Genomic DNA, 16,213 nt, shown 5'->3' with positions numbered 1-16,213 from the left:
TCACAGTTCCTCTCCCTGCCGCCGCAGCAGCCGCAGGTACACGAGCGTGACCGCCAGCAGGATCAGCAGCATCACGACGCCGATCGCCGAGCCCAGGCTGTACTGCGAGGAGGCGAAGGCCTTCTGGTAGGCGTACACGTTCAGCACCAGGTTCTGGCCGGCGATGCCGCCGCCGCCCGTCATGACGTAGATCTGGGTGAAGACCTTGAAGTCCCATATCACCGACTGGATGGTGACGACCACGAGGATCGGCCGCAGCATCGGCGCGAGCACCGAGCGCCAGATCCGCCACTGCGAGGCGCCGTCCAGGGCGGCGGCCTCCAGCACCTCGGCCGGGACGGCCCGGATGCCGGCGTAGACCGTCACCATCACGAACGGGAAGGAGCACCACACCACTTCGAGCAGGACCAGGAAGAAGGCGCTGAAGCGGCCGTACGTCCACGAGTGGTCGCCGAGCCCGAGCAGGCGGTTCACCGGCCCGAAGTCCGGGTCGAACAGGAACAGCCAGACCGTGGAGCCGGTGATGGCGGGGGTGGCCCAGGCGCCGAGCGCGGCCAGCATGAGCGCCAGCCGCGGCACGGCCCGCACCCGGGTGAGCAGGACGGCGAGGGCGCAGCCGACGGCCAGCGTCGAGAGGACGCAGGCCGCCGCGAAGGCGACGGTGGCGAGCAGCACCTGCCAGAACTGCTCGTCGGAGAACAGCTCCGTGTAGTTCCCGAACCCCTGGAACGTGGTCGGCTCGCCGCCGCTGACCTGGGCCTGGGTGTACTCGAAGAACGAGATCAGGCCGAGCTGGTAGACGGGGTAGACGAGCAGTCCGCCGATGACGACGAGGGCGGGGGCCAGGTAGAGCCAGGGTGTGGTGCTCCGCGGGCGGCGGGCCCGCGGCCGGGCGGGCGCTGTCATCCGGCGGAGCCGAACGCCGCGTCCATCTTCTTCGCCGCGTCGCGCGAGGCCCCGGCGACGTCCTTCTTGCCGCTGATGACCTCCTGGAACATGGTCGGCAGGACCAGCGACGAGTCGATCTGGGCCCAGGCGGGCGAGGCGGGCACGAACTTGGTCCCGGCGGCCAGCGTCTCGACGAACGGCTTCACGTACGGCTTCTTCGCCGCGGCCTGCCGGCGCACGTCGGCGAACGTCGGCAGGAAGCCCATCGCCTCGAACATCGACTCCTGGGTGTCCTTCGCGGCCAGCCGCTCCATCAGCTCGACGGCCAGCGTGCGGTGGGACGTGCTCTTCAGGACGCCGATGTTGTTGCCGCCCGCGAACGCGGGTGCGACCGTGCCGGCCTTCACGCCGGGCAGGGGGACGACGCCGTACTTGCCCTTGACCTTGCCGGCCTCGACCGCGGCGTGGCTGAAGTCGCCGCCGATGGCCATGCCCGCCTTGCCGGCGGCGAACGCGGTGACGGTGTCGTTGCCGCCCATGCCGGCGCACTTGGCGGCGGGGCAGTTGTCGTCGGAGAAGAGGGAGGTGTAGGCCTTGATGCCCTTCTGGGCCTGGGCGCTGTCGATCGCGGAGGCGTACGAGCCGCCCTTGCCCTCGGCGAGCTCCCCGCCGTTGGCCCACACGAACGGCATGGCGCCGTAGGTGTAGGCGCCGCCGACGACCAGGCCGTACAACTCGGGCTTCTCGGCACGGATCCTGCGGGCGGTGGACGCCAACTCGTCCATCGTCCTCGGCACTTCCAGGCCGAGCTCGTCGAAGACGTCGGTGCGGTAGTACAGGGCGCGGACGCCGACGTAGAAGGGCGCCCCGTAGACCTTGCCGTCGACGGTGACGGACTGGCGGGCGGTGGGGTCGGTGTCCTTCGCCTCGTCCCAGGCCGCGAACTCCTCGCTGACGTCGAGGAGTCCGCCGTCCTTCACATAGCCGGCGGTGTCGGTGTTGCCGTACTCCATGAGGTCCGGGGCGGACTTCGGGTCGTTGAAGGCGGCCTTGACGCGCTGGGCGCGGGTCTCGACGGGGATGTACTCGACGTCGACCTCGGTGCCCTCGTGCTCCTTCTCGAAGCCGGCGACGACCGCGTCGACGACCTTCTCCTTGGGCTTGTTGCCGACCTCCTGGAACAGCCAGACCCGCAGGGTGCCGGTCTTCTCGTCCTTGTCGGAGGAGGAGTCGCCGGTGGTCTGGGGGGCGCAGGCGGAGACGATCAGGGTGGCGGCCGCGAGGGCCGTGGCCCCGAGGGCACGGACAGCTGGCTTCCGGGTGTTCATGGCACTCCTCCGATGAGGCGTTGCATCATGCGCAATGACGGTTTCGCTGTGCACAACACCGGGAGGCTAGGGAGTTCATGAACACGACCACAAGAGGTCTCAACCACTCTGTGACCGGCGGACGCACTCCGTGCAACGCCCGGACAGCACAAAGGCCCCCAAGGTGCGCGAAACACACCTGGGGGCCTCGGTCACGCCGGCCCGGGGAGGACGGTCCTACTGGTCGCCCTTGCCCTTGCCCTTGTCGTCGCCGCCGGCGCCCATGGACTCGTAGATCTCCTTGCACATGGGACACACGGGATACTTCTTGGGATCGCGGCCGGGCACCCACACCTTGCCGCAGAGCGCCACGACGGGGGTGCCGTCGAGGGCGCTCGCCATGATCTTGTCCTTCTGGACGTAGTGGGCGAAGCGCTCGTGGTCGCCGTCGCCGTGGGAAGTCTGCGGCGTGGGCTCGACGAGGGTCCCCGTACCAGTCCCGCGCTCGGGCTCGAGAGTGCTCATACCGCCAAGGGTACTGAAGCTCACAGCCATCAGTTGAGCGACGGGTCGTCCGGATACGTCGCCACCATCGCCAGCTCGTTGCGCTGGCGGCGCAGCACCTCCCGCCACAGCCGCTCCGGCGCCGGGGACGACACGTCACCGGGCTCGGACTCGACGACGTACCAGGCGCCGTCGACCAGTTCGTCCTCCAGCTGGCCGGGGCCCCAGCCGGCGTACCCGGCGAAGATCCGCAGCGATCCGACGGCGGAGGCCAGCAGCTCCGGCGGCGCCTCCAGGTCCACCAGCCCGATCGCGCCGTGCACCCGGCGCCAGCCCAGCGGCGCGCTGTCCCCGGCCGCGTCGCCCGGGATCACGGCGACGCCGAGGGCCGAGTCCAGCGACACCGGGCCGCCCTGGAAGACGACACCCGGCTCACCGGTGAGATCCGCCCAGCCCTCCAGGATGTCGCCCACGTCGACGGGGGTCGGCCGGTTGAGGACGACACCGAGGGAGCCCTCCTCGTCGTGGTCGAGAAGGAGCACCACCGCGCGGTCGAAGTTCGGGTCCGCCAGGGCGGGCGTGGCCACGAGCAGCCGCCCTGTGAGCGAGGACACCTCGGTCATGCCAGACATGATCCCGCATCTTCCCCCCGTGTGGGGAGGCAATGCCGCTTCGCGGGGGAACGCGGCCGCGCGGGAGCGAGCGTCCTGGTGGGGCCGGGTCCGGCGGGGCCCCTGGGGCGCGGGGGCCGGCCCCCGCGCGAGGGCCGGTCCGGTGACCGCTCGTGCCCGGCACGGAACCGTTCGTGTTGTGACACGACTATGACGTTGCTGAGCCCCGCTCGGGCTTACTCCAGGGGGGTGCGCGGCGATTACCCTTTCCCTTCTGGCCCCTGCCCAACTCATCGGAACGCGAGATACATGACCGTCAACGGCAATGACGATGTACTGCTTGTCCACGGCGGAACCCCGCTCGAGGGCGAGATCCGTGTCCGCGGTGCGAAGAACCTCGTACCGAAGGCCATGGTCGCCGCCCTCCTGGGCAGTGGCCCCAGCCGACTGCGCAACGTCCCCGACATCCGGGACGTCCGGGTCGTCCGCGGCCTGCTCCAACTGCACGGTGTCACCGTCCGACCGGGCGAGGAGCCCGGCGAGCTGGTGATGGACCCGTCGCACGTCGAGAGCGCCAACGTCGCTGACATCGATGCCCACGCGGGATCGAGCCGCATCCCGATCCTGTTCTGCGGCCCGCTGCTGCACCGCCTCGGCCACGCCTTCATCCCGGGCCTCGGCGGCTGCGACATCGGCGGCCGGCCCATCGACTTCCACTTCGAGGTGCTGCGGCAGTTCGGCGCGCGGATCGAGAAGCGGGCCGACGGGCAGTACCTGGAGGCCCCGCAGCGGCTGCGCGGCACCAAGATCCGGCTGCCGTACCCGTCCGTCGGCGCCACCGAGCAGGTGCTGCTGACGGCCGTCCTCGCGGAGGGTGTCACCGAGCTCTCGAACGCGGCCGTCGAGCCGGAGATCGAGGACCTCATCTGCGTCCTGCAGAAGATGGGCGCCATCATCGCGATGGACACCGACCGCACGATCCGCATCACCGGTGTGGACAAGCTCGGCGGTTACGCCCACCGCGCCCTGCCGGACCGCCTGGAGGCCGCCTCCTGGGCGTCCGCGGCGCTCGCGACCGAGGGCAACATCTACGTCCGCGGCGCTCAGCAGCGTTCGATGATGACGTTCCTCAACACCTACCGGAAGGTGGGCGGGGCCTTCGAGATCGACGACGAGGGCATCCGTTTCTGGCACCCCGGCGGCCAGTTGAAGTCCATCGCGCTGGAGACCGACGTGCACCCGGGCTTCCAGACCGACTGGCAGCAGCCCCTGGTGGTCGCGCTGACGCAGGCGACGGGCCTGTCCATCATCCACGAGACGGTCTACGAGTCCCGGCTCGGCTTCACGTCCGCCCTGAACCAGATGGGCGCGCACATCCAGCTGTACCGCGAGTGCCTGGGCGGCTCCGACTGCCGCTTCGGCCAGCGCAACTTCCTGCACTCCGCCGTCGTCTCGGGCCCCACCAAGCTCCAGGGCGCCGACCTGGTCATCCCCGACCTGCGCGGCGGCTTCTCGTACCTCATCGCCGCGCTGGCGGCCCAGGGCACGTCCCGGGTCCACGGCATCGAACTGATCAACCGCGGCTACGAGAACTTCATGGAGAAGCTCGTGGAGCTGGGCGCGAAGGTCGAACTGCCGGGCAAGGCGCTCGGCTGACGCCCTCCGAGGCTCATGGCGAAGGGGCGGTCACCCGGAATCGGGTGACCGCCCCTTCGGCGTCTCTCGCTCGAGGCGGAGCGCTTACTTGCCCTTGGCGGCTTCCTTGAGCTTGGAGCCCGCGGAGACCTTCACGCTGTAGCCGGCGGGGATCTGGATCGGGTCGCCGGTCTGCGGGTTGCGGGCGGTGCGAGCGGCACGGTGGGTGCGCTCGAAGGTCAGGAAGCCAGGGATGGTGACCTTCTCGTCGCCCTTGGCGACGACCTCGCCGACGGTCTCGGCGAACGCGGCCAGCACGGCGTCGGCGTCCTTGCGGGTCACCTCGGCGCGGTCGGCCAGCGCGGCCACCAGCTCACTGCGGTTCATGTTCTTACTCCCGTGTTCAATTGCCTTGAGGCGTGCCACGCGGCGGAGCCGCATGTCGGGCACAGCGGTGTCGATGCTGCCAGGGTCCTCGGTCGGTCCCCGGACCGGGTCCGTGGCCAGACCCTCGCGCCCAGGGACGCATCCTGCCCCTACCTGCGGCGGGAAAGCCAATCCGGCACCCGGAGGAGTCGTGAGAACACCCTTGGGAGTCACACGAAGAGAGGGCCTGAGCCTGGCCGTCACGATAAACGGCGAAAACAGGCGCCAGGTTCCGCGACGCGCCGTCACAAGGGCTTGCCGTGGCGATCCTCACAGCCCGGTCACCTGTGCCGGTTACCCCGCCGCACGGGGCTTACGCCCCTTCGGCGGCGGTCGCCGCCTTCGCGGCCTCACGGACCGCGCCGGCGACGGCGCCCGCCACCTTGTCGTTGAAGACGCTGGGGACGATGTAGTTCGGGTTGAGCTCGTCCTCCGTCACCACGTCCGCCAGCGCCTTCGCGGCCGCGAGCATCATGTCCGTGTTGACGGTGCGGGACTGCGCGTCGAGCAGGCCGCGGAACACACCGGGGAAGACCAGCACGTTGTTGATCTGGTTCGGGAAGTCCGAGCGGCCGGTGGCCACAACTGCCGCCGTCTGACGGGCGATCGCGGGGTCGACCTCGGGGTCCGGGTTCGCGAGCGCGAACACGATCGCGCCTTCGGCCATGGCGGCCACGTCGTCCCCGTCGAGCACGTTGGGGGCCGAGACACCGATGAAGACGTCGGCGCCGCGCACGGCCTCCTTGAGGGTGCCGGTCAGATTCTCCGGGTTGGTGTTGTCGGCGATCCAGCGCAGCGGCGAGTCCGCGGGAGCCTCACGCAGGTCCTCACGGCCCGTGTGCACGACACCGTGGATGTCGGCCACGACGGCGTTCTTCACGCCCGCCGCGAGCAGCAGTTTGAGGATGGCCGTACCGGCGGCGCCGGCGCCGGACATCACCACGCGGATGTTCTCGATCGCCTTGCCCGTGACCCGGAGGGCGTTGGTGAGCGCCGCCAGGACGACGATCGCCGTGCCGTGCTGGTCGTCGTGGAAGACCGGGATGTCCAGGGCCTCGCGCAGCCGCGCCTCGATCTCGAAGCAGCGGGGCGCGGAGATGTCCTCCAGGTTGATGCCCGCGAAGCCGGGGGCGATCGCCTTGACGATCTCGACGATCGCGTCGGTGTCCTGGGTGTCCAGGCAGATCGGCCAGGCGTCGATGCCCGCGAACCGCTTGAACAGGGCCGCCTTGCCCTCCATGACCGGCAGCGCGGCCTTCGGGCCGATGTTGCCGAGGCCGAGGACCGCGGAGCCGTCGGTGACGACCGCGACGGAGTTGCGCTTGATGGTCAGCCGGCGGGCGTCCTCGGGGTTCTCGGCGATCGCCATGCACACCCGGGCCACGCCGGGCGTGTAGACCATGGAGAGGTCGTCACGGTTGCGGATGGGGTGCTTGGACGCCATCTCGATCTTGCCGCCGAGGTGCATCAGGAACGTACGGTCGGAGACCTTGCCGAGCGTGACACCCTCGATCTGGCGCAGCTGTTCGACGATCTCGTCGGCGTGCGCGGTGGAGGTCGCGGCGATGGTGACGTCGATCCGGAGCTTCTCGTGGCCGGACGCGGTCACGTCGAGGCCGGTCACCGAGCCTCCGTGGGACTCCACGGCCGTGGTGAGCTGGGAGACCGCGGTTCCGCTCGCGGGCACCTCCAGCCGGACCGTCATCGAGTAGGAGACGCTGGGCGCCGTTGCCATGGCCGACTTCCTCTGCTTTCACCGTATAGCTGCGATCTGCCGTCCGATCGTCGCACCTACCGTCGAGTAGGAGTTAGCCGGGCCGGGATTGCGAACGTTTTGTTCGCCACGTCTTCAAAAGGAGAAGAGGCCCGCGTCACATCCGTGACGCGGGCCTCTCCCCTACGTAGGTGACACCGACCCGCCATGCTCGCCTCGCGGCAAGTGGTCGCTCGTAGCGACGAAGGTTGGGCCCGGGGGCTTGGATCGAGCCGGTGTCACGTCCAGGCTAACAAACGGATGCCGTGAGGCCATTCCCTCCGGCGGTGTTCCTTCTCATCAGTCCCTCAGCAGGTCCGGCACGCCGGCGGCGTCCGGCTCGTCGCGCTCCCCCGACACCACCGTGAGCTGCTGCGTCGCCCGGGTCAGCGCCACGTAGAGCACGCGCAGTCCGGCCGGGGACTCGTCGGCGATCTCCGCCGGGGAGACCACCACCGTGGCGTCGTACTCCAGGCCCTTGGCCTCCAGGCTGCCGAGCGCGACGACCCGGTCGCCCAGCCCGGCCAGCCAGCGGGCCGCCTCCTCGCGCCGCTGCATGGCGACGACCACGCCGACGGTGCCGTCGACCTGCTCCAGCAGCCGGGCCGCCTCCGCGCGGACCGTCCCGGCGAGGGAGTCCTCCACCACCGAGAAGCGGGGCCGGACACCGGTCGAACGCACCGCCGACGGGGAGGCGGAGCCCGGCATGGCGAGCGCGAGCACCTTCGCGGCCAGCTCGGCGATCTCGGCGGGGTTGCGGTAGTTCACGGTGAGCTGGAAGCGGCGGCGGGGCCGGCTGCCCAGGGCCTCGTCACGGGCCTCGGCGGCCTCGTCCGGGTCGGACCAGGAGGACTGCGCCGGGTCGCCGACGACCGTCCAGGTGGCGTGCCGGCCGCGGCGGCCGACCATGCGCCACTGCATCGGCGTGAGGTCCTGCGCCTCGTCGACGATGACGTGCGCGTACTCGGTGCGTTCGGCCGCCAGCCGTTCGGCGCGCTCGCGCTGCGACTCCTCGCGCACCGGCATCAGCTCCTCGAGGCCGGTCAGCTGGTCGAGCGGGTCCAGTTCGCGTCTGCGGCGGGGGCGGGCCGGGGTGCCGAGGATCGCCTGGAGCTCGTCCAGCAGGGCGATGTCGTGCACGGACAGGCCGTCGCGGCGCAGCGAGCGGGCGACCTTGCGGACCTCGCCGGGGTTGAGGACCCGGCGGGCCCAGCGGCCGAGCCGGCGCTCGTCGGCCATCGCCGTGAGGACGGCGGCCGGGGTGAGCTCGGGCCACCAGGCGTCCAGGAACGCGATGAAGCTGTCCTCCGAGGTCACGTCCTCGTCGAAGGAGGAGCGCAGCTCGGCGGCGAGCTCGGGGTCGCTGTGCCGTTTGGCGCCGCCGGACTGCTCCCAGAGGGCGTCGAGCAGCAGCTTGCGGGCGCGCGGGCGCAGCAGGTTCACCGGGGCGGTCCCGCCGAGCGCGGTGCGCCGGACGCGGTCGAGGGCGTCGGCCTCCAGCTCCAGCCGGCGCCCGAAGGCGACCACGCGCAGCCGGGTCGGGGGGCCCGCGGGCACCGGGGCGGGGTCGTCGCCGAACGCCAGCTGCCCGCCGCGGTCGCCGCCTCCCGCGCGGGAGCCCGCGCCCAGCTCCAGTGCGCCGCGCGCCGCCTTCCGCAGCACCTTGAGCATCCGGTACGAGCCCTTGGCGCGGGCGGTGGCCGGGGAGTCGTACAGCGTGGCCTCGGCGCCGTCGACCAGGGAGCCGATCGCGCGGATGGCGACCTGGCCCTCCTCGCCGAGCGACGGGAGCACGCCCTCGGTGTACGCCACCAGCAGCGGGGTCGGCGAGACGATGAGGATGCCGCCCGCGTACCGGCGCCGGTCCTGGTAGAGCAGGTAGGCGGCGCGGTGCAGGGCGACGGCGGTCTTGCCGGTGCCGGGGCCGCCCTCGACGTAGGTGACGGAGGCGGCGGGGGCGCGGATCACCATGTCCTGCTCGGCCTGGATGGACGCCACGATGTCCCGCATGGTGTGGGTGCGGGCCTGGCCGAGGGCGGCCATGAGGGCGCCGTCGCCGATGACGGGCAGCTCCCGCCCGTCGAGGTGCGCCGTGAGTTCGGGGCGCATCAGGTCGTCCTCGACACCGAGGACCTTGCGGCCCTTGGAGCGGATGACGCGGCGCCGTACGACCCGGCCGGGGTCGACCGGCGTGGAGCGGTAGAAGGGCGCGGCGGCCGGGGCCCGCCAGTCGATGACCAGCGGGGCGTAGTCCTGGTCGAGCACGCCGATGCGCCCGATGTGCAGGGTCTCGGCGATGTCGGCGGTGTTGTCCTCGCGCACCGCGCCCTCGGCGGGCTCGACCGCGGTGTAGGCGCCGTCGGGCCCCTTCTTGCCGTCCTTGCCGAGGAGCAGGTCGATCCGGCCGAAGAGGAAGTCCTCGAACTCGTTGTTGAGCCGGTTGAGGTGGACGCCGGCCCGGAAGACCTGCGCGTCCCGTTCGGCGAGCGCTCCGGGTGTGCCGACCTGGCCGCGCTGGGCCGCGTCGTTCATGAGGAACTCGGCCTCGTGGATCTTCTCCTCGAGACGCCGGTACACCCGGTCGAGGTGTTCCTGTTCGACGCCGATCTCTCGGTCTCGCAGGGAGTCGAGCGCACTGTCCTGCGCCTGAGCGGCCACCGGGCCCCCTTCTGACGTGCTGGGCAGCCGTCAACCGTACGCGAAGGGGGCCCGTGGCGCTACGACGGGCCTGGCGGATGTCTCCTACACGTCGACCTGGACGAGCTTGTTCCCGTCGAAGTCGATGATCTCGACGTGGTCGATCTTGTCCGGGGACATGGCGACTCCGCCGCTGACGTAGAGCGGGTTCTTCGCCTGCTCGGTCTTCGCGTCCGGGAGGCCGTAGCCCCACTTCGGCACGGACCAGGAGGCCGCCGTCTCGCGCGCGCCGTCCTTGCTGACGAAGACCATGGAGCACTTCAGCGGGCCCTTGACGCCCTTGAGCTCCAGGCCGGTCTCCGTGCCCCAGAGCTTCTCGCTCAGGCCGACGGTCGCGGTGACGCCGGTCGACGAGTCGGTGCCCGTGACCTTGTCCTTGATGCCGGCGAACAGCTCCTTGGCGGGGTTGGCCGCCTGCACGGTCCGGTTCCCCTCGGTGCCGCCGCCTCCGCCGTCGCCGTTCGTCGCGACGGCCACGACGGGACCGCCGATGATCAGCGCGGCGGCCGCGGCCACCAGGTAGAAGCCGCGCCGGCGCTTCTGGGCGCGGCGCTCGGCGACCTCGTCGACCAGCTTGTTCACCAGACGCGGGCTGGGCTTCGCCGACAGCGAGTCGCCGATGGCGGGTGTGCCGGCACCGGGCAGGTCCGCGAGGGCGGCCAGCATCGGTTCCATTCCGGCGAGTTCGTCGAGCTGCTGGGCGCACCATTCGCAGGTGGCCAGATGAGCCTCGAAAGCGGTTGCCTCGGCGTCGTCGAGAATCCCGAGGGCGTAGGCGCCGACGGTCTCGTGCTCACTGGGGCCCGGTCGTCCCTGCGTGGGGCTCATGGACCCAGACATACCCGACCCGCCCATGCCGAATCCCTGGTTTCCCCCGTACCCGCTCATCACGCCGTCACCCCCCGCTCCTCCAGAGCCAGCTTCATCGACCGCAAGGCGTAGAAAACCCTTGAGCGGACGGTTCCGCTGGGTATGCCCAAAGTCTCGGCCGCCTCATTGACCGTACGCCCCTTGAAGTACGTCTCGACGAGCACCTCCCGGTGGGCGGGGGTCAGGTCGTCGAGCGCGTCCGACAGCGTCATCAACCACAGCGCCTTGTCGATCTCGTCCTCCGCGGGGATGACCTCCAGCGGCGACGGATCGACCTCCTGCGGCCGGGCCTGCCGGCTGCGGTGGCCGTCGATGACGATGCGCCGGGCGACCGTCACCAGCCAGGGGCGTACCGATCCGGTCGCTCGATTGAGCTGTCCGGCGTTCTTCCAGGCACGGATGAGCGTCTCCTGCACGACGTCCTCTGCTCGTTGCCGATCACCGGCGACCAGACGGAGGACATACGCAAGGAGGGGTCCGGCGTGCTCTCTGTACAGCGCACGCATCAGCTCCTCATCAGGTTCCGAGGGCTGGGACATGCGATGTCGGGCCCTCGATCCACGTTCATTGGCCACGACGGAATCCTTGCGCACGCCCACCTCCGATGTCCGGGGGTTCCCCCAGTCGGTCGCTCGACCACCCGTACGCAGACGGCGCGTTGCGTGTTCAACGTGAGGCGACAGTTTTCTTCGGAGTGACGTGACGAGGGGGACATGGCGCCACATTCCCACCGTGCGATCTTTACATTTCCGTCACATCGGCAAGATCGTCTTCACGCTTCCCTACGGTGGCGTAGGTAAACAACGTGTAATCGAAATCACTTCGACGACCGTGACACGTAAGGGGCATAACGGGCGGTCAGGTCCGCGTGAGGGCCGCACGGCGGCGGTGCCGGGCCACTCTTTCGCGGTTCCCGCAGACCTCGCTGGAGCACCAGCGCCTCCGGCGGCCCCGGGAGGTGTCGAGGTACACGAGAGGGCAATTGTCCCCTTCGCACTCTCTCAGCCCCGCCCGCGCGACGGGATCGGTGAGCAGCTCCAGCACGTCCCGCGCGAGGGCGCCGAGCAACTCCGCGCAAGCGGGCGGCCGCTCCAGCCGCCTCACCAGCGTGCCGTCCCCGCCTCGCACGGCCCGCGGGGCGGGCGGCGCGGCACGGGCGAGGTCGTTCACCCGCTCCAGCGCCCTGTCGTACGACGGCCGGGGCGCCGGCCCCGCCAGCGCCCCCCGCACCAACTGATCCAAGCAAGCGCGTACTTCACGGAACCCGGCGACCCAGGAGGCGTCGGCGTGCCCCAGCGGCGTGTGCGGCGGCACGAGCCCGCTCCCGCCGATCCACGCGCACAACACCTCGACGGACACGATCCGTTCACAGGGATGCGCGGTCGCGAGAAGGTCGAGACTCACCCGCCCCGCGCCGAAGCGCAGGTCGTACGCGACCGTGGCCGTACCCGGTGCCATGTGCCTGTCACCGCCTAGCGGAGGCTGGGGAACCGTTCCCTCTCACAGTGCCCGCAGAGGCCCGGCTCCGGAACCCCTCGTGCCGGGCACATCCAGCCCGTCCGGCGCTTGAGGACGAGGCCCGTCCAGGGCCGACAGCGGGGGTCCGGGGGCGGCCAGCCCCCGAAGGACGGCTCCTGTACGCCGAGTGCAGCCCGACTGAGGGCAACCAGAACGCCCTCACTCGCCCCCATACTTCGCATCGGCGGCCGGATCCAGCGCCAGCCGATACCCCCGTTTCACCACCGTCTGGATCAGCTTCGGCGCCCCCAGCGCCGTACGCAGCCGTGCCATCGCCGTCTCCACGGCGTGCTCGTCCCGCCCGGCGCCGGGCAGCGCGCGCAGCAGGTCGGCGCGGGACACCACCCAGCCCGGCCGCCGGGCCAGGGCCCGCAGCAGGGACATCCCGGCGGGCGGCACCGGCCGCAGCTCCCCGTCCACCAGTACCGCGTGGCCGCGGATCTCCACCCGGTGCCCGGCGATCGGCAACGTCCGCGCGCGGCCCGGCAGTTCGCGGCAGAGCAACTGCACGAGCGGGCCGAGCCGGAAGCGTTCGGGCTGCACGGTGTCGACCCCCCGCGCCTGCAACGGCAGGGCGGTGACCGGGCCCACGCAGGCCGGCAGGACGTCGTGCCCGAGCGCGGCCAGCAGTTCGTCGAGCAGTCCGCGTTCCCCGGCCCGCGTCAGCAGGGACGCGGCGGCCGGGGCGCTGGTGAAGGTCACGGCGTCCAGGGAACGGGAGACGGCCGCGTCCAGCAACCGGTCCACGGGGCCGATGTCCACCGGCGGCAGCCACCGGTACACGGGCACGCCGAGCACCTCCGCCCCGCCCGCCCTGAGCGCCTCCACGAAGCCGGGCAGCGGCTCGCCGTGCAGCTGGACGGCGATCCGGCGGCCGTCGACGCCCTCCTCCAGCAGCCGGTCCAGCACCTCGGCCATGGACTCGCTGGACGGCGACCACTCCTCGGTCAGTCCGGCCGCCCGCACCGCGCCCTTCACCTTGGGCCCGCGCGCGAGCAGTTCGACCTCGCGCAGCCGGTTCAGCAGGTCCTCGCCGAGGCCCCAGCCGTCGGCGGCCTCGATCCAGCCCCGGAAGCCGATCGCGGTCGTGGCGACCACGACGTCCGGGTGCCGCTGGATGATCTCCTTGGTGGCGGCGAGCAGTTCGCTGTCGTCGGACAGCGGCACGATGCGCAGCGCAGGGGCGTGCACGACGGCGGCGCCGCGCCGCTGGAGCAGCGCCCCGAGCTCGTCGGCACGGCGCGCGGCGGTGACGCCCACGGTGAACCCGGCGAGGGGTCCGTGTTCGGGTTGCTGCTGTTCGTCGTACATAACTCTCGTTCCGCACTCGAGTCGTGGTGCCTGCGCCGGACGCCCGCACAGCCGCGTCCGCATGCCGAGCGAGCCTGTCAACGGTGCGTGACAGGCTCGGTTCGGCCACGTGTCAGCGGTGTTACGTCACACCTCGGCGTAGCTGAGCTGCGGCTTCGTCTCCGTCGCCGAAGCCGTGGGGGCCGTGGCGGGCGCCGGGCGGCGAAGGTATACGGCCCAGGTGACGGCGAAGCACAGGCCGTAGAAGGCGAGGAAGGCGACGAAGGCGCCGGTGCCGGAGCCCACGCTGAGGAACGACTGCCGGAAGGCCATGTTGATGCCGAGTCCGCCGAGGGCGCCCACCGCGCCGATGAGCCCCATGGAGGCACCGGAGAGCCGGCGTCCGTAGGCGGCGGCCGCCTCGCCCTCCAGGCCCTTGCCGAGGGCCTTGGCGTGGAAGATGCCGGGGATCATCTTGAACGTGGAGCCGTTGCCAAGCCCGGTCAGGACGAACAGGGCGATGAAGGCCACGGTGAACAGCGGCAGCGACTCGCGGACCGACGCCACGATGACGACGCCGGTCGCGGCGGCCATGGCGACGTAGTTCCACAGCGTGATCCGGGCGCCGCCGAAGCGGTCGGCGAGCGAGCCGCCGACGGGACGGATCAGGGAGCCCAGCAGCGGGCCGATGAAGGTGACGTACGCGGCCTGCAGGGGCGTCCGGCCGAACTGCGTCTGCAGGACCAGGCCGAAGGCGAAGCTGTAGCCGATGAACGAGCCGAAGGTGCCGATGTAGAGGAAGGACATGATCCAGGTGTGCGGGTCCTTCGCGGCGTCCTTGGCGGCACCGGTGTCGTTGCGGACGGAGGAGATGCTGTCCATCCTCAGCCAGGCGAGGACGGCGGCGACCACGATGAACGGGATGTAGATGCCGAGCAGCAGACGCGGGCCCCCACTGGCGCCGATCACGGCGAGACCGACCAGCTGCACGACGGGGACACCGATGTTGCCGCCGCCGGCGTTCAGCCCGAGCGCCCATCCCTTCTTCCGCAGCGGGAAGAAGGCGTTGATGTTGGTCATGCTGGAGGCGAAGTTGCCGCCGCCGACGCCGGCCAGCATCGCGCAGATCAGGAAGGCGGTGAAGGAGGTCCCCGGCTCCATCACCACGAACGCGGCGACCGTGGGCACGAGCAGCAGGCTCGCGGAGACCACCGTCCACATCCGGCCGCCGAAGACGGCGACGGCGAAGGTGTAGGGGACGCGGGCGACGGCGCCGACCAGGGTGGCCATCGAGACGATGGTGAACTTGTCGGCGGGGGTGAGGCCGTACTCCGGCCCCATGAACAGCACCATCACGGACCACAGGGTCCAGATCGAGAACCCGATGTGCTCGGAGAGCACGGAGAAGAACAGGTTGCGGCGGGCGATCCGCTCGCCGGTGGTGTTCCAGAAGGTCTCGTCCTCGGGGTCCCAGTGGTCGATCCAGCGGCCTCCCCTGCTCGCGACGGGGGCAGTGCTCGGGGCTGTCATGGCGCCTCCACGGTCTTCGGGCTCGGTCGCCTGCGAGTGGCTGATCCCGAAGGTAGGGAGGGCGCGTTTCCGTGCTGTGGCACCCGGTGACCGGCAAGGAACGTTGCTCTCACCCGCCGGGCGGGGCGGATGAGAGGTCCCGCGGACCGGACCCGGACGACCCGGTCAGGGCTGCTGCGGGGGCTGCCAGTGGGGGTTCTGCTGCGGATAGGGCGGCTGCTGGCCGTACGGCTGCGGCGGCTGGGGTGCCTGCCCGTACGGCTGCTGCGGCTGTCCGTAGGGCGTCTGCGGCGGCACGCCGTAGGGGCCCTGGGGCTGCTGGGGCGCCTGGGGCGCGCCGTACGGCCCCGGGGCGGGCTGCTGCCCGTACGGGCCGGGAGCGGCCGGCCGGCCCGGGTAGGGACCGGGTGCGGCGGGCTGCGCGTACGGGGCCTGCGCCGGGGCCTGCTGCCCGTAGCCGCCGGGGGCGCCCGGCGCGGCGGCCGGGGCCTGCCCGCCGTACGGCCCGCTCGCGCCGAACGGGCCGGCGTATCCGGCCGGCAGGTAGCGCAGTCGGCCCGTCTCGTCCCGTACGGGCGTGAACCCGGCGGCCTCGAGCCGCGCCGCGAACTTGGCGTTGCGCTTGCGGGTGACGACGATGCCGACGCCGAGCAGCGCCATCAGCCCCACCCAGCCGAGGATGACGAAGAGGGCGGAGTCGCCCTCGATGTCCGCCTTCAGGGCGGAGAAGAAGAAGCCGCCGGTGATACCGGCGGCCACCCAGTACAGGCGCTTCTCGACATGCCGGCCGGTGAGGTCGAAGTTGATGCGCGCCTTGAGCAGTTCGTGCGCGTCGGGCACGATCGGCGGCACGGAGACGCCGTCACCGGCGTCCGGGTACTGCGCCCAGTTCTGCGCGGCCCGGGCGCGGGCCTGCGGGCTGGGGTCGGGCGCGATCAGCATCACGAGGGCGTTGTTGCGTCCCCCCTGCCTCACGTCCAGGTACTCGTAGCCGAACTGCTGGGCGATGAAGGCGAGGTGGGCGAGCTTCTTCACCGAGGCCATGGGACTCGTGAGCTCGACCGGCTGACCGCTCGCGATCAACCGCAGCATCTTCTGGACCTGCCGCTTGCTCACCCGTCACCCACTCCCCCACCGGACCACCCGGCGACCCCGTCCACCACAGCGACCGGGCCAGTCTTCCA

General features: G+C 71.2%; 14 protein-coding genes. 1 reads left to right on the top strand and 13 read right to left on the bottom strand.

Features of this window, described 5'->3' with window-relative positions; all coding sequences use genetic code 11:
* From ACFV46_RS18820 to ACFV46_RS18805, 4 genes are all read right to left on the bottom strand, one after another.
* The gene (locus tag ACFV46_RS18820) at positions 1 to 906 is read right to left on the bottom strand and encodes a sugar ABC transporter permease (RefSeq protein WP_361924468.1); all 906 of its coding nucleotides are present in this window, start codon (positions 904 to 906) and stop codon (positions 1 to 3) included.
* On the bottom strand, positions 903 to 2,216 hold the full coding sequence (locus ACFV46_RS18815) for an extracellular solute-binding protein (protein WP_385498914.1): 1,314 nt from the start codon (positions 2,214 to 2,216) through the stop codon (positions 903 to 905). Before ACFV46_RS18815 ends, ACFV46_RS18820 begins: the two co-directional genes overlap by 4 nt.
* 216 nt (positions 2,217 to 2,432) lie before the next feature.
* Positions 2,433 to 2,720, bottom strand: coding sequence for a DUF3039 domain-containing protein (locus ACFV46_RS18810; RefSeq protein ID WP_361924466.1), 288 nt, complete (start codon positions 2,718 to 2,720; stop codon positions 2,433 to 2,435).
* 29 nt (positions 2,721 to 2,749) lie between these two features.
* Positions 2,750 to 3,322 (bottom strand): YqgE/AlgH family protein, encoded by a 573-nt coding sequence (locus ACFV46_RS18805; RefSeq protein ID WP_164492302.1) that lies wholly within the window; start codon positions 3,320 to 3,322, stop codon positions 2,750 to 2,752.
* A 297-nt stretch (positions 3,323 to 3,619) separates the two neighbouring features.
* On the opposite strand from ACFV46_RS18805, the gene murA reads away from it, so the two are divergent.
* Positions 3,620 to 4,966, top strand: a complete 1,347-nt coding sequence (gene murA, locus ACFV46_RS18800; RefSeq protein ID WP_062665259.1) for a UDP-N-acetylglucosamine 1-carboxyvinyltransferase — start codon at positions 3,620 to 3,622, stop codon at positions 4,964 to 4,966.
* A gap of 84 nt (positions 4,967 to 5,050) precedes the next feature.
* Here murA and ACFV46_RS18795 read toward each other — a convergent pair whose 3' ends face one another.
* From ACFV46_RS18795 to ACFV46_RS18755, 9 genes are all read right to left on the bottom strand, one after another.
* Entirely contained in the window at positions 5,051 to 5,332 is a 282-nt protein-coding gene (locus tag ACFV46_RS18795; protein ID WP_007498188.1) for an HU family DNA-binding protein, read from the bottom strand.
* 352 nt (positions 5,333 to 5,684) lie between these two features.
* Positions 5,685 to 7,106 (bottom strand): NAD-dependent malic enzyme, encoded by a 1,422-nt coding sequence (locus tag ACFV46_RS18790; protein WP_361924464.1) that lies wholly within the window; start codon positions 7,104 to 7,106, stop codon positions 5,685 to 5,687.
* A 318-nt stretch (positions 7,107 to 7,424) separates the two neighbouring features.
* A complete protein-coding gene (locus ACFV46_RS18785) occupies positions 7,425 to 9,782 on the bottom strand; it encodes a HelD family protein (protein WP_385498913.1) in 2,358 nt (785 codons plus the stop codon).
* A gap of 84 nt (positions 9,783 to 9,866) precedes the next feature.
* The gene (locus ACFV46_RS18780) at positions 9,867 to 10,649 is read right to left on the bottom strand and encodes a zf-HC2 domain-containing protein (protein WP_361924460.1); all 783 of its coding nucleotides are present in this window, start codon (positions 10,647 to 10,649) and stop codon (positions 9,867 to 9,869) included.
* 59 nt (positions 10,650 to 10,708) lie between these two features.
* Positions 10,709 to 11,230, bottom strand: coding sequence for a sigma-70 family RNA polymerase sigma factor (locus ACFV46_RS18775; RefSeq protein WP_010039908.1), 522 nt, complete (start codon positions 11,228 to 11,230; stop codon positions 10,709 to 10,711).
* A gap of 319 nt (positions 11,231 to 11,549) precedes the next feature.
* Positions 11,550 to 12,149 carry a CGNR zinc finger domain-containing protein gene (locus ACFV46_RS18770; protein WP_385498912.1) on the bottom strand — a complete coding sequence of 200 codons (600 nt, stop codon included), beginning with the start codon at positions 12,147 to 12,149 and terminating at the stop codon, positions 11,550 to 11,552.
* A 219-nt stretch (positions 12,150 to 12,368) separates the two neighbouring features.
* On the bottom strand, positions 12,369 to 13,520 hold the full coding sequence (locus tag ACFV46_RS18765) for a uroporphyrinogen-III synthase (protein ID WP_376726796.1): 1,152 nt from the start codon (positions 13,518 to 13,520) through the stop codon (positions 12,369 to 12,371).
* A gap of 126 nt (positions 13,521 to 13,646) precedes the next feature.
* On the bottom strand, positions 13,647 to 15,029 hold the full coding sequence (locus ACFV46_RS18760; RefSeq protein ID WP_385498911.1) for an MFS transporter: 1,383 nt from the start codon (positions 15,027 to 15,029) through the stop codon (positions 13,647 to 13,649).
* A gap of 165 nt (positions 15,030 to 15,194) precedes the next feature.
* Entirely contained in the window at positions 15,195 to 16,145 is a 951-nt protein-coding gene (locus ACFV46_RS18755; RefSeq protein WP_385498910.1) for a hypothetical protein, read from the bottom strand.
* Positions 16,146 to 16,213: the final 68 nt, after the last annotated feature.

Origin of the sequence: Streptomyces sp. NPDC059852 (assembly GCF_042731455.1) — a bacterium.
Classification (GTDB): domain Bacteria; phylum Actinomycetota; class Actinomycetes; order Streptomycetales; family Streptomycetaceae; genus Streptomyces.
This window is presented reverse-complemented; position numbering and strand designations above follow the sequence as displayed.

Bases quoted from the DNA above. Each gene is read 5' to 3' on its own strand.
- ACFV46_RS18820 (WP_361924468.1), bottom strand. From the start codon at position 906: ATGACAGCGCCCGCCCGGCCGCGGGCCCGCCGCCCGCGGAGCACCACA.
- ACFV46_RS18815 (WP_385498914.1), bottom strand. From the start codon at position 2,216: ATGAACACCCGGAAGCCAGCTGTCCGTGCCCTCGGGGCCACGGCCCTC.
- ACFV46_RS18810 (WP_361924466.1), bottom strand. From the start codon at position 2,720: ATGAGCACTCTCGAGCCCGAGCGCGGGACTGGTACGGGGACCCTCGTC.
- ACFV46_RS18805 (WP_164492302.1), bottom strand. From the start codon at position 3,322: ATGACCGAGGTGTCCTCGCTCACAGGGCGGCTGCTCGTGGCCACGCCC.
- murA (WP_062665259.1), top strand. From the start codon at position 3,620: ATGACCGTCAACGGCAATGACGATGTACTGCTTGTCCACGGCGGAACC.
- ACFV46_RS18795 (WP_007498188.1), bottom strand. From the start codon at position 5,332: ATGAACCGCAGTGAGCTGGTGGCCGCGCTGGCCGACCGCGCCGAGGTG.
- ACFV46_RS18790 (WP_361924464.1), bottom strand. From the start codon at position 7,106: ATGGCAACGGCGCCCAGCGTCTCCTACTCGATGACGGTCCGGCTGGAG.
- ACFV46_RS18780 (WP_361924460.1), bottom strand. From the start codon at position 10,649: ATGAGCCCCACGCAGGGACGACCGGGCCCCAGTGAGCACGAGACCGTC.
- ACFV46_RS18775 (WP_010039908.1), bottom strand. From the start codon at position 11,230: ATGTCCCAGCCCTCGGAACCTGATGAGGAGCTGATGCGTGCGCTGTAC.
- ACFV46_RS18770 (WP_385498912.1), bottom strand. From the start codon at position 12,149: ATGGCACCGGGTACGGCCACGGTCGCGTACGACCTGCGCTTCGGCGCG.
- ACFV46_RS18765 (WP_376726796.1), bottom strand. From the start codon at position 13,520: ATGTACGACGAACAGCAGCAACCCGAACACGGACCCCTCGCCGGGTTC.
- ACFV46_RS18760 (WP_385498911.1), bottom strand. From the start codon at position 15,029: ATGACAGCCCCGAGCACTGCCCCCGTCGCGAGCAGGGGAGGCCGCTGG.